Origin of the sequence: Streptomyces naganishii JCM 4654 (genome assembly GCF_014650575.1) — a bacterium.
In the GTDB taxonomy this organism is placed as follows: domain Bacteria; phylum Actinomycetota; class Actinomycetes; order Streptomycetales; family Streptomycetaceae; genus Streptomyces; species Streptomyces naganishii.
On sequence record NZ_BMVF01000010.1, the window covers coordinates 113,942 to 125,776 of the forward strand.

An 11,835-nucleotide genomic window follows, 5' to 3' on the forward strand; every position below is an offset into this window, starting at 1 on the left:
CAAGCCCAAAGCCCCCGCGGCCGAAGCCCGAAGCCCGAAGCCCGAAGCCGAGCCCAAGGCCCCGCGGCCCAAGCCCAAGCCCGGCCGCCGAACCCAAGAGCGGCCCAAGCCCAAGCCCGGCCGCCGAACCCAAAAGCGGCCCAGCCCAAAGCCCCGCCGCCCAAACCCAAAGTCCCGCCCCCCGAAGCCGCAACCCCAAAGCCCGACTGCCGAGGACCGACCCCCACGCCCCCTCGCGGTACCTTCGGGGCATCCGCCCAGGAGGAGAGTGAACGTGAGCATGTTGGTGCAGCCGTCCGCCGGGGGCGACCCGTTCGGGACCGTGCGTCTGCGGCGCGGCGTGCTGGACGCGTGGGCGACCAGCCCGGCCCGGTTCCGTGAGGACGCCAACGCCGAGGAGGACCTGGTCCTCGGCGGCTACCGGGACCGGCTCGTGGTGGAGCTGGCGCAGAACGCCGCCGACGCGGCCGCCCGCGCGGGCGTGCCCGGCCGGCTGCGCCTGACCCTGCGCGACGGCGTCCTCGTCGCCGCCAACACCGGCGCCCCGCTGGACGCGGCCGGCGTGGAGTCGCTGTCCACCCTGCGCGCCTCCGCCAAGCGGGAGGCCACCGGCTCGCAGGTGACCTCCGTCGGCCGGTTCGGCGTCGGCTTCGCCGCCGTGCTCGCCGTCACCGACGAACCCGCCGTGGTCGGCCGGCACGGCGGGGTCCGCTGGTCCCTGGCCGAGGCCCGGGGCCTGGCCGGGGAGACCGCGCGGCACAGCCCCGGACTCGGGGACGAGATCCGCCGCCGGGACGGCCACGTCCCGCTGCTGAGGCTGCCGTTCGCGGCCGAGGGCACCGCGCCCGACCCGTACGACACGGTCGTCATCCTGCCCCTGCGCGACACCGCCGCCGCCGACCTGGCCGAGCGGCTGCTGCACGCCGTGGACGACGCGCTGCTGCTCGCCCTGCCGGGCCTCGAGGAGGTCGTCGTCGAGATCGGCGACGGCACGCCCCGCACCCTGCGCCGCCGCGCCGAGGGCTCCCTGACCGTGGTCGAGGACACCCGCGAGGGCGAGACCAGGTGGCGTACGGCCGCCGCGCACGGGCCGCTCACGCCGGAACTCCTCGCCGACCGCCCGGTCGAGGAGCGGCTGCGCCCGTACTGGTCCGTGACCTGGGCCGTCCCCGTCGACGCCGACGGCGCCCCGGCCCGCCCCCGCACCAGCCCGGTCCTGCACGCGCCCACCCCGAGCGACGAGCCCCTCGGTGTGCCCGCGCTGCTCATCGCGTCGTTCCCGCTGGACACCACCCGCCGGCACACCGCGCCGGGACCGCTCACCGACTTCCTGGTGCAGCGCGCGGCCGACGCCTACGCCGGGCTCCTCGCCGACTGGCGCCCGGTGACCGAGGGCATCATCGGCCTGGTGCCGGGCCCGCTGGGCAAGGGCGAGCTGGACGGCGCCCTGCGCAGGGCCGTGCTCGACCGGCTGCCGCGCACCTCCTTCCTGCCGCCCGCCGCCGTACCCCACGGCGACGAGGAGGCCCCGGACGATCTGCCCGAGTCGCTGCGCCCGCGTGACGCCGAGGTGGTGGAGGGCGCGGGCGCCGAGACGGTGCGGGTCCTGGCGGAGGTGCTGCCGACCCTGTTGCCGGCCGGGCTGGAGCGGCGCGTGGAGCTGCGCACGCTGGGCGTGGCGCGGCTGCCGCTGACCGACGCGGTGGACCGGCTGGCCGGGCTGGAGAAGGAGCCGGGCTGGTGGTGGAGGCTGTACGACAGCCTCGCGGGAGTGGACCCCGACCGGCTCTCCGGGCTGCCCGTGCCGCTCGCCGGCGCCGCCTCCCAGGCGTTCGGCGCCGGGGGAGGGCGTACGGCCATCGGCCCCCGGCAGGTCCTGCTGCCGACGCCGGACACGGGGACCACGGGTGCCACGCCCTTCGACGCGCGGGTGCTGGCCCGGCTGGGGCTGAAGGTCGCGCATCCGGACGCGGCCCACCCGATCCTGCAGAAGCTGGGCGCGCTGCCCGCGACCCCGCGCGCGGTGCTCACCACCCCGCAGGTGCGGGCCGCGGTGGCCGCCTCCCTCGACGAGGACGCCGGCGCCTGGGACGAGGACACCCCGGACGCCGAGGAACTCGCCGACACCATCCTCGCCCTGGTCCGGGACGCCGACCTGGAACCCGGGGACGAGCCCTGGCTCGGCGCGCTCGCCCTGCCCGACGAGGACGGCGAGCTCGCCCCGGCCGGCGAACTGGTCTTCCCCGGCGGCCCGTTCGCGAGCGTGATGCGCGAGGGCGAACTGCCCGCGGTCGACCCGGAACTGGCCGAGAGGTGGGGCGAACAGCCGCTCGCCGCCTGCGGGGTGCTCGTGGACTTCGCGCTCGTCCGGGCCACCGACGTCGTCCTCGACCCCGACGAACTCGAGCCCCGCGAAGGGGACTTCCCCGAGCCGGACGACCCCGGACTGCTCGACGCGGTGGACGTGTGGTGCGAGGACGTACTCGACCGCTTCCCGGACACGCCCGTGCCGCCGGTCGCCACCGAGGTCGTCGCCGTGCGCGACCTGGACCTCGTCGACGACGACCAGTGGCCGCGCGCCCTCGCCCTGCTCGCCCGGCCGCCGCTGCGGGACGCGCTCACCCAGCCGGTGCGCGTCCTGCTGCCCGACGGCACCCACGAGGTCGTACGGCCCTACACCGCCTGGTGGCTGCGCGGGCACCCGGTGCTCGGCGGCCGCCGCCCGGCCGGCCTGCGCGCCGCCGGTTCCGACCCGCTGCTGCGCGGGCTGTACGACGAGGCGGACGCCACCGGCTTCGAGGACGAGCAGGTGCTGCGGGCCCTGGGTGTACGCACCTCGGTGGCCGCCTTGCTCGACGAGCCGGGCGGGGCCGCCGAACTGCTCGACCGGCTGGCCGACCCCGAACGCCCGGTCACGACTGCCCAGTTGCACGCCCTGTACGGCGCGCTGGCCCAGCTGGACCCGGAGCGGGTGACACTGCCCGACGACCTGCGGGCCGTGGTCGACGGCCGGGTCGAGGTGGTGGACGCGGCCGATGCGGTGGTGTGCGACTCGCCGGACCTGTTGCCCTTCACCGCCGGTGTGCCGCTGCTGCCGGTGCGGCCGGCGCTGGCGGCGGAGCTGGCCGAGCTGTTCCAGGTGCGGCGGCTGAGCGAGTCGGTCGCCGGGTCGGTGGACTCCGCGGGCACCGAGCACGACGTACCCGAGCCGGTACGGGTCCTGCTCGGCCCGCGCACCCCGCGGACGTACGTCGAGCACGAGGAGCTGGTCGTCGACGGCACCGAGCTGGACTGGCGCCTGACCTCGGACGGCGTCCTGCACGCGGCGACCCTGGAGGGCGTGGCCGCCGGTCTCGCCTGGGCGTCGGGCCAGTGGCCGCGCCGCTTCGAGGTGGCCGCCCTCCTGGAGGACCCCTCCCGCACGGAGGAACTGGCCCGCGACCGCTGGTTCGACTAGGGCCCGGAGCCGGTGCCGGCGTCGTGGTGGTTGCGGTGAGTGAGCGGCGGGGGTGACGGTGACCCACCCCTGCGGCTCGGCCCGCGACGCGGGCATCGAGCTTGCACCCGGGCGGGTGCACGCACCAGCCACGGCTCGGGTCTGCCGGGAGGCGAGGTGGCTCGGAGCCGGCCTGATCCGGAAGAAGGGCCCTAGGCCGGGAAGCGGTGGTCGACCCACTTCCACAGCAGTTCCAGTACGGCCGACGCCACGACGGCGATGCCCACCGCCAGCCAGGGCATCGCCGTCCCCACCAGTTCGAGCGCGAAGAAGGACTGCAGCGCGGGCACGGCCAGCACTACCACGAAGGCCCCGCCCATCGACAGGACCAGCGCGATCCGCCACCAGGTGTAGGGGCGGGCGATGATGGCCAGCACCCACATCGAGACCAGGAACAGCGTGAGCGTCGCCGCGCTGGTCTGGGCGTCGAGACTGCCCGGGCCGGTGTAGTGCAGGCGGGCGATCAGATACGTCACGAAGGTCGCCACCGCCGCCACCACCCCGCCCGGCAGCGAGTACCGCATGACGCGGCGCACGAAGTGCGGCCGGGCCCGCTCGGTGTTCGGGGCGAGGGCGAGGAAGAAGGCCGGCACGCCGATGGTGAGGGTGGACAGCAGGGTCAGGTGCCGGGGCAGGAAGGGGTACTCCACCTGCGAGAACACCACCATCAGCGCCAGCAGCACCGAGTAGACCGTCTTGACCAGGAACAGGGTCGCGACCCGGGTGATGTTGCCGATCACCCGCCGCCCCTCGGCGACCACCGACGGCAGCACGGCGAAGCTGTTGTCCAGCAGCACGATCTGCGCGACCGCCCGCGTGGCCTCGGAGCCGGACCCCATGGCCACGCCGATGTCGGCGTCCTTCAGGGCGAGCACGTCGTTCACGCCGTCGCCGGTCATCGCGACCGTGTGCCCGCGCGACTGGAGGGCGCCCACCATCTCCCGCTTCTGCTGCGGGGTGACCCGCCCGAAGACCGTGCCGTCCTCCAGCTCCCGCGCCATCGCCTCCCGCTCGGCGGGCAGCCGGCGCGCGTCGACGGCGGTGCCGGCCAGGCCGGCCTTGGCGGCGACCGCGCCCACCGACACCGCGTTGTCGCCGGAGATGACCTTGGCGCGGACGTTCTGCCGGGCGAAGAAGCCCAGGGTCTGCGCCGCGTCCGGGCGCAGCCGCTGCTCGAGCACGACGAGGGCGGCGGGCGTGACGCCCTTGTCGACGTCCGGGGCGTCCAGGTCGCGGGCGGCGCGGGCCAGCAGCAGCACGCGCAGGCCCTGCTCGTTCAGCCGGCCGGTCTCGGCGAGGGCGGGCGCGTCCCCGTCCAGCAGCACGTCGGGGGCGCCCAGCAGCCACGTACTGGACTCGCCGTCGCCCTCGCTGAAGCTCGCGCCGCTGTACTTGCGGGCGGAGGAGAAGGGCAGCGACTCCACGCAGCGCCACTCCTCGCTGTCCGGGCAGGCGTCGATGATCGCCTGGAGGGAGGCGTTGGGGCGCGGGTCGGACTCGCCGAGGGCGCCGAGCACCTTGCGTATGTAGGAGTCGTCGTAGCCGTTCAGAGTGCGCAGCTCGGTGACGTCCATGCCGCCCTCGGTGAGGGTGCCGGTCTTGTCCAGGCAGACCGTGTCGACGCGGGCCAGGCCCTCGATCGCGGGCAGCTCCTGCACCAGGCACTGCTTGCGGCCCAGCCGGATCACGCCGATCGCGAAGGCGACCGAGGTGAGCAGCACCAGGCCCTCGGGCACCATCGGGACGATCCCGCCGACCGTGCGGGCCACGGACTCCTTCAGACCGCCGTGCTTGACCACCAGCTGGCTGATGACCAGGCCGATCGCGGTGGGGATCATCATCCACGTCACGTACTTGAGGATGGTGGAGATTCCCGTGCGCAGTTCCGAGTGGACGAGGGTGAAGCGGGAGGCCTCCTCGGCGAGCTGGGCGGCGTAGGCCTCGCGGCCCACCCGGGACGCGCGGAAGGCGCCGCCGCCCGCGACGACGAAGCTGCCGGACATCACGTGGTCGCCGGGCCGCTTGACGACCGGGTCGGCCTCCCCGGTGAGCAGCGACTCGTCGATCTCCAGACCGTCCGCCTCCACGCAGGTGCCGTCCACGACCACCTTGTGGCCCGGCCCGATCTCGATGACGTCGTCGAGGACGATCTCCGAGGTGCCGATCTCGGTGGCCCAGCCGTCGCGGCGCACGGTGGGGCGGGCCTCGCCGATCACGGCGAGTGAGTCCAGGGTCTGCTTGGCCCGCCACTCCTGGATGATGCCGATGCCGGTGTTGGCGAGGATCACGAAGCCGAACAGGCCGTCCTGGATCGGCGCGACGAACAGCATGATCAGCCAGAGCACGCCGATGATCGCGTTGAAGCGGGTGAGGACGTTCGCGCGGACGATGTCGGCGAGGGAGCGGCTGCTGCGCACCGGCACGTCGTTGACCTGGCCACGGGCGACGCGCTCGGCGACCTCGGCGTGGGTCAGGCCGTCCGCCCGGGCCGGCGGGTGGGGCACGGGGTGCACGGGGTCCAGCTCTGCGCCCGCGTCGACATGGGTCATGCATTCGACGGTACGTGCCCGGATGCGGCTTGACCCGTCGAGCGGGGCGAAGATCCGACCTGGGGAGGAGCGGGCCGCGGGGCGGTGTCCTGCGGAGGTTGTACGGGCCGCGCGGGGGAGCCGCCCGCTCGGCGGGGCCGGGCGTCGCCTACTCGGCCGGCGTCTTCTGCGCGGAGGTGACGTCGGGGGTGGCGGCGGCCCGCTTGATGGCGGCGTCGCGCCTGCGGACGTACCAGACGCCGATGAGGCCCAGTCCGCCGCCGGCCAGGCAGGTCCACACCCACCAGGTGTGGCCGTGGTCGGAGAACCAGCCGTAGAAGGGGAGCTGGACCAGGAAGAGGACGAACCAGAGGATCGTGCCGCCGGTGATGGTGGCGACCACGGGGCCCTCCAGGGGCTCCGGCGCCTCGTGCGTGGGAGTCCACTTCGCCATGGGCCTCAGCTTACGTCCCCGGCCGGGGGAGCCTTCGCCGCCGTGGGCCTCGGTGCCGTCGACGCGGGTCTGCGTGTGTGCCACGCCGGGGCTGCGCAAGTTCTCCCCAGGGTCTACGCGCGGAGATAGCCTTTTCGGCTTTATATGTTCATACTGAAACAGTCTGAGTCTGGCCACTTCTGTTCGTATGAAACGCCAAGGAAGTCCACGGCGGCGCGACGGAAGCCCCCAAGGGCCCGCCTCGGCACCCCTACCCCCCGCCCCCTTGAGGTCACCCGCATGTCCACCTCGGCCACCGCCAAGGCCCCCGCCCCCGAGCAGCCGGGCACGCCGCCCGTGTACGGCGCTCTCGACCGCTACTTCAAGATCTCCGAACGCGGCAGCACGCTGTCGCGGGAGATCCGCGGCGGTTTCGCCACCTTCTTCGCGATGGCCTACATCATCGTGCTGAACCCGATCATCCTGAGCAGCGCGAAGGACGTGTACGGGCATCAGCTCAACAGCGGCCAGCTGGTCACCGCCACCGCCGTGACCGCCGCGTTCACCACGCTGCTCATGGGCGTCATCGGCAACGTGCCCATCGCGCTCGCCGCCGGGCTCGGCGTCAACACCGTGGTCGCGCTCCAGCTCGCCCCGCGCATGTCCTGGCCGGACGCGATGGGCATGGTCGTCCTCGCCGGCTTCGTGGTGATGCTGCTGGTCGCCACCGGCCTGCGGGAGCGGGTCATGAACGCGGTGCCGCTCGGCCTGCGCAAGGGCATCTCCATCGGCATCGGCCTGTTCATCATGCTGATCGGCCTGGTCGACTCCGGCTTCGTCTCCCGCATCCCGGACGCCGCCCACACCACCGTCCCGCTCCAGCTGGGCGCCGACGGCCACCTCAGCGGCTGGCCGGTGCTCGTCTTCGTGCTGGGCGCGCTGCTCACCCTGGCGCTGATCGTGCGCAAGGTGCCCGGGGCGATCCTGATCTCGATCGTCGCGATGACCGTCCTCGGTGTCGTCGTCAACGCCGTCGCCAAGGTGCCCTCCTGGGGTCTGACCACCCCGAAGTGGCCCGGCAACCCGGTCTCCACGCCCGACTTCGGCCTGATCGGCCAGGTCAGCCTGTTCGGCGGCTTCGCCAAGGTCGGCGTGCTCACCGGCGTCCTGTTCGTCTTCACCGTGCTGCTGTCCTGCTTCTTCGACGCCATGGGCACGATCATGGGCATCAGCGACGAGGCGAAGCTGACCGACGCCCAGGGGCAGATGCCCGGCATCAACAAGGTCCTCTTCGTCGACGGCATCGCCGTCGCGGCCGGCGGCGCCAGCTCCTCCTCGGCCACCACCTGCTTCGTGGAGTCGACCGCGGGTGTCGGCGAGGGCGCCCGTACTGGCTTCGCCAACGTCGTGACCGGCGCGCTGTTCGCCGTGGCGCTGTTCCTGACCCCGGTCGCCACCATGGTCCCGTCCCAGGCGGCCACCCCGGCGCTGCTCGCGGTGGGCTTCCTGATCCTGGCGGGCTCGGTGCGGGAGATCGACTGGTCCGACTACACGATCGCGATGCCGGCCTTCGTCACCATGGTGATGATGCCGTTCACCTACTCGATCACCAACGGCATCGGCATGGGCTTCATCACCTTCGTCCTGCTGCGCCTGGCGGCCGGCCGCGCCCGCGAGGTGCCGGCGGCGATGTACGTGGTGGCGGCGGTGTTCGGCTTCTACTACCTGATGCCGGCCCTGGGCCTGACCTGACCCCGGGTGGGGTTCACGTGGGCCGGGTGACCCCGTAGAACCTCTCCGTCTCCTCGACGGCGGTCTGGAACCGCTGGTCGAAGTCATCGCGAATGAGCGTCCGGACGACATAGTCCTGGACGCTCATTCCTCTTTTGGCGGCATGGTGCCGGAGCCGTTCGAGCAGCTCACGGTCTATGCGCAGGCTGAGCACGCTGGTCCCCATGGGATCGAGGGTCGCCGCACGGCCGCGCGGGTCGCGTCACGTTCCGCGGCAAGATCACCCATTTGAGTGATGTTGGCGCGAAACGGCCCGCGCGTGGCCGGGGTCACGGGCGGGACGGCGTGTCCCAGGTGGTCTTTAGCGAGAGTAATGAGTTACTCTAAAGAACATGCCGGACCTTACCCATGGCGACGACGCTGCCGCCGTGAACTCGCTGCGATCCGCCGTGATGCGGCTGTCCCGTCGGCTCAAGCACCAGCGCGTCGACGAGTCGCTGAGCCCCACCGAGATGTCGGTGCTGGGCACCCTCGCCAACTGCGGAAGCGCCACCCCGGGCGAGCTCGCCCGCAAGGAGCACGTGCAGCCGCCGTCGATGACCCGCATCGTGGCGCTGCTCGAGGCCAAGGGGCTGGTCCGGCTGGAGCCGCACCCCGAGGACCGGCGCCAGAAGGTCGTCACCAGGACCGAGCAGGCCGTGACCATGCTCGAGGAGAGCCGCCGCAAGCGGAACGCGTTCCTGGCCGGCCTGGTCGAAGGGCTCGACGAGGACGAGTGGGCCAAACTGCGCGCCGCCGCCCCCGTGCTGGAGAAGCTCGCACATCTGTAAACAGGCAGCGTTTCGCGAGGAGGCGAACCCTTTGAGTACGGGATCCGGAGCAGCTTCCGCCCCCGCACCGACCACCCCTTCGACCCCGGTCCCCCGCAAGTCCTCGATGTTCAGCTCGCTGCGCATCAGGAACTACCGGCTGTTCTTCCTGGGCCAGGTCGTCTCCAACACCGGCACCTGGATGCAGCGCATCGCCCAGGACTGGCTGGTGCTCAGCCTCACCGGCTCCTCCGCCGCGGTCGGCATCACCACCGCCCTCCAGTTCCTGCCGATGCTGCTGTTCGGGCTCTACGGCGGTGTGCTCGTCGACCGGCTGCCCAAGCGGCCCGCGCTGCTCGTCACGCAGTCGTCGATGGCCGTCACCGGCCTCGCGCTCGCCGCGCTCACCCTGACCGGACACGTCCAGGTCTGGCACGTCTACGTGGCCGCCTTCGCGGTCGGCCTCGCCACGGTCGTCGACAACCCGGCCCGCCAGTCCTTCGTCTCCGAGATGGTCGGCCCCGGCCAACTGCAGAACGCGGTCAGCCTGAACTCGGCCAACTTCCAGTCCGCCCGGCTGATCGGCCCCGCCGTCGCGGGCGTCATGATCACCGGGGTCGGCACCGGCTGGGCGTTCCTCGCCAACGGCCTGTCCTTCGTCGCGCCCATCGCGGGACTGCTGCTGATGCGCGCCCGTGAGCTGCACGTCGTCGAGCGCGCCCCGCGCGGCAAGGGCCAGCTCCGCGAGGGCCTGCACTATGTCGCCGGGCGCCCCGACCTGATCTGGCCGATCGTCCTGGTCGGCTTCATCGGCACCTTCGGCTTCAACTTCCCGGTCTGGCTGTCGGCCTACGCCGACGACGTCTTCCACGCCGGCGCCGGCGCGTACAGCCTGTTCAACACGATGATGGCGATCGGCTCCCTGATCGGCGCCCTGCTCGCCGCCCGGCGCGGAACGGCCCGGCTGCGCGTGCTGATCGCGGCGGCCGTCGCCTTCGGCACGCTGGAGATCGTCTCCTCGCTGGCCCCGTCGTACTGGCTGTTCGCGCTGCTGATGACCCCGATCGGCGTCTTCGGCATGACCGTCAACGTCACCGCCAACACCGCGGTCCAGATGGCCACCGACCCGGCCATGCGGGGACGGGTGATGTCCCTGTTCATGATGGTCTTCATGGGCGGTACGCCCCTGGGCGCCCCGCTGGTCGGCTGGGTCACCGACGCCTACGGCGCCCGGATCGGCTTCGCCCTCGGCGGCATCGTCTCGGTCGCCGCGGCCACCGCCGTCGGCCTGATCCTCACCCGCCTCGGCGGCCTCCGCCTCACCCTCGCCTGGGACCACGGCCACCCCCGGGTGAACCTGGTCCCCCGAAACCACCGTGAGGAACTGGCCCCGGTCGCGTGAGCCGAGCCGGCGGGCCGGAGGGCCGGCCTCCGCCCGCCCGCCCGGCCCCTAGTCGCGCGGAAACTCGCCGGTCTTGATCACAAGGCCGACGACCGTGCCGGTGAGGTCCAGTTCCTCCCCGAAGTCGGCCTTCACCTCGACGGCGTACTTGCCGTCCCGGGGGTGGGTGTGGACGACGCACTCACCCCGGTAGGGGTCGGCGATCACGAGGACGGGGACCCCGGCCTTGGCGTAGGCGGCCTTCTTCGGGCCGTAGTCGTTGGCCGCCGTGCCCTTGGAGATGACCTCGGCGACGAACTCGACGTCCTCACAGCGCCAGTGGCCCCCCTCCGTCCTGCCGGCGTCCTCGGCGATCACCGTCACGTCGGCCGCGAACCCGTTGAGGTGGCCCGGATAGTCGATCCGGACGTCCGACTTGACGCGTTTGCGGGGGTACTTGGTCCGCAACTGCTCGATGAAGTCCAGGATGATCTCCCAGTGGGTGTCCCGCTGTGGCGACATGAAGACGGTCCCCTCGACGACCTCGACCTTGTATCCCTCGGGGACGGGCATCTTCTCGAGCCGCTCGAACATCTCGTCGAGCGTGATCGTGTTGTCGCTCTCGGCCATCGCGATCCTGTCTTCAAGGACGGTCATCGTGGCGCTCCTCCCCGGCCGCCCCATGAACGAGTACGGCCGCGCGGTACAACGATACGCACGGTCGCTCGGACACGTCCGGGGCGTGGCGGAGACTGGGCCCATGAGACTCTTCGCCGCCGTGCTGCCCCCCGAGGATGTCGTGCGTGAGCTCGAGCGGATGGTCCGGGAGTTGCGGGGGCTGCCGGGGGCGGAGGGGCTGCGGTGGACCGGGCCGGCCGGGTGGCACTTCACGCTCGCGTTCTACGGCGAGGTCGACGACGGGGTCGTACCGGAGCTGGAGGAGCGGCTGGGGCGGGCCGCGGGCCGTACGCCGGCCTTCGGGCTCGCCCTGAGCGGGGGCGGCCAGTTCGGGCGGGGCAAGGCGCTGTGGGCCGGGGCCGAGGGCGATCTGCGGACCATGCGGCTGCTGGCCGAGCGCGCGGAGGCGGCGGCGCGCAAGGCCGGCGTGGAGATGGGGGAGCACCGCCGCTACAAGGCCCACCTGACCGTGGCCCGCGGCCGGGACGCGGTGGACGTGCGGCCGTACGTGAAGGCACTGGAGGGCTTCGGCACGCGCACCTGGACCGTGGAGGAGCTGGTCCTGGTCCGCAGCCACCTGCCGAGGTCGGGCGTGCCCGGGGAGCAGCCCCGTTACGAGGCGGTCGCCCGCCGGCCGCTCGGCGGCGCCGGTTAGTCTCGAATACGTGGACCCGAAGACCCGGAACCGGATCATGGCCGGTGCGCTTGTGCTGATGTTCGCCGTCGTCGCCCTGGCGGCCGTGCTCGGCAGGTGACGCCGCCGAGCACGTCGAGCATGC

9 protein-coding genes are annotated in these 11,835 nt (G+C 72.7%); 5 read left to right on the plus strand and 4 right to left on the minus strand.

Going from position 1 to position 11,835, the window contains the following annotated elements; translation table 11 throughout:
- The first annotated feature begins 274 nt into the window (after nucleotides 1-274).
- Nucleotides 275-3,457 carry a sacsin N-terminal ATP-binding-like domain-containing protein gene (locus IE217_RS19810; RefSeq protein ID WP_190179232.1) on the plus strand — a complete coding sequence of 1,061 codons (3,183 nt, stop codon included), beginning with the start codon at nucleotides 275-277 and terminating at the stop codon, nucleotides 3,455-3,457.
- A 191-nt stretch (nucleotides 3,458-3,648) separates the two neighbouring features.
- Here the strand turns inward: IE217_RS19810 and IE217_RS19815 are convergent, their stop codons facing one another.
- Nucleotides 3,649-6,045, minus strand: a complete 2,397-nt coding sequence (locus tag IE217_RS19815) for a cation-translocating P-type ATPase (RefSeq protein WP_190179233.1) — start codon at nucleotides 6,043-6,045, stop codon at nucleotides 3,649-3,651.
- Nucleotides 6,046-6,193: 148 nt separating this feature from the next.
- The gene (locus IE217_RS19820; RefSeq protein ID WP_190179234.1) at nucleotides 6,194-6,478 is read right to left on the minus strand and encodes a DUF2530 domain-containing protein; all 285 of its coding nucleotides are present in this window, start codon (nucleotides 6,476-6,478) and stop codon (nucleotides 6,194-6,196) included.
- A 279-nt stretch (nucleotides 6,479-6,757) separates the two neighbouring features.
- On the opposite strand from IE217_RS19820, the gene IE217_RS19825 reads away from it, so the two are divergent.
- Nucleotides 6,758-8,209, plus strand: coding sequence for an NCS2 family permease (locus IE217_RS19825; RefSeq protein WP_190179235.1), 1,452 nt, complete (start codon nucleotides 6,758-6,760; stop codon nucleotides 8,207-8,209).
- 13 nt (nucleotides 8,210-8,222) lie between these two features.
- Here IE217_RS19825 and IE217_RS19830 read toward each other — a convergent pair whose 3' ends face one another.
- Nucleotides 8,223-8,414, minus strand: a complete 192-nt coding sequence (locus IE217_RS19830) for a ribbon-helix-helix protein, CopG family (RefSeq protein WP_190179236.1) — start codon at nucleotides 8,412-8,414, stop codon at nucleotides 8,223-8,225.
- Nucleotides 8,415-8,580: 166 nt separating this feature from the next.
- Between IE217_RS19830 and IE217_RS19835 the strand changes: the two genes are divergently transcribed.
- Both IE217_RS19835 and IE217_RS19840 read left to right on the plus strand, forming a co-directional pair.
- Nucleotides 8,581-9,018 (plus strand): MarR family winged helix-turn-helix transcriptional regulator, encoded by a 438-nt coding sequence (locus IE217_RS19835; RefSeq protein WP_189705899.1) that lies wholly within the window; start codon nucleotides 8,581-8,583, stop codon nucleotides 9,016-9,018.
- 31 nt (nucleotides 9,019-9,049) lie between these two features.
- The gene (locus IE217_RS19840; protein WP_229865420.1) at nucleotides 9,050-10,399 is read left to right on the plus strand and encodes an MFS transporter; all 1,350 of its coding nucleotides are present in this window, start codon (nucleotides 9,050-9,052) and stop codon (nucleotides 10,397-10,399) included.
- 48 nt (nucleotides 10,400-10,447) lie between these two features.
- Here IE217_RS19840 and IE217_RS19845 read toward each other — a convergent pair whose 3' ends face one another.
- Nucleotides 10,448-11,035 carry a Uma2 family endonuclease gene (locus IE217_RS19845; RefSeq protein ID WP_190179237.1) on the minus strand — a complete coding sequence of 196 codons (588 nt, stop codon included), beginning with the start codon at nucleotides 11,033-11,035 and terminating at the stop codon, nucleotides 10,448-10,450.
- A 103-nt stretch (nucleotides 11,036-11,138) separates the two neighbouring features.
- Here IE217_RS19845 and thpR point away from each other — a divergent pair, with 103 nt between their 5' ends.
- Nucleotides 11,139-11,711 (plus strand): RNA 2',3'-cyclic phosphodiesterase, encoded by a 573-nt coding sequence (gene thpR / locus IE217_RS19850; protein ID WP_190179238.1) that lies wholly within the window; start codon nucleotides 11,139-11,141, stop codon nucleotides 11,709-11,711.
- The last annotated feature ends 124 nt before the right edge of the window (nucleotides 11,712-11,835 follow it).

Bases quoted from the DNA above. Each gene is read 5' to 3' on its own strand.
- IE217_RS19830 (WP_190179236.1), bottom strand. From the start codon at position 8,414: ATGGGGACCAGCGTGCTCAGCCTGCGCATAGACCGTGAGCTGCTCGAA.
- IE217_RS19845 (WP_190179237.1), bottom strand. From the start codon at position 11,035: ATGACCGTCCTTGAAGACAGGATCGCGATGGCCGAGAGCGACAACACG.
- IE217_RS19835 (WP_189705899.1), top strand. From the start codon at position 8,581: ATGCCGGACCTTACCCATGGCGACGACGCTGCCGCCGTGAACTCGCTG.
- thpR (WP_190179238.1), top strand. From the start codon at position 11,139: ATGAGACTCTTCGCCGCCGTGCTGCCCCCCGAGGATGTCGTGCGTGAG.
- IE217_RS19815 (WP_190179233.1), bottom strand. From the start codon at position 6,045: ATGACCCATGTCGACGCGGGCGCAGAGCTGGACCCCGTGCACCCCGTG.
- IE217_RS19820 (WP_190179234.1), bottom strand. From the start codon at position 6,478: ATGGCGAAGTGGACTCCCACGCACGAGGCGCCGGAGCCCCTGGAGGGC.
- IE217_RS19825 (WP_190179235.1), top strand. From the start codon at position 6,758: ATGTCCACCTCGGCCACCGCCAAGGCCCCCGCCCCCGAGCAGCCGGGC.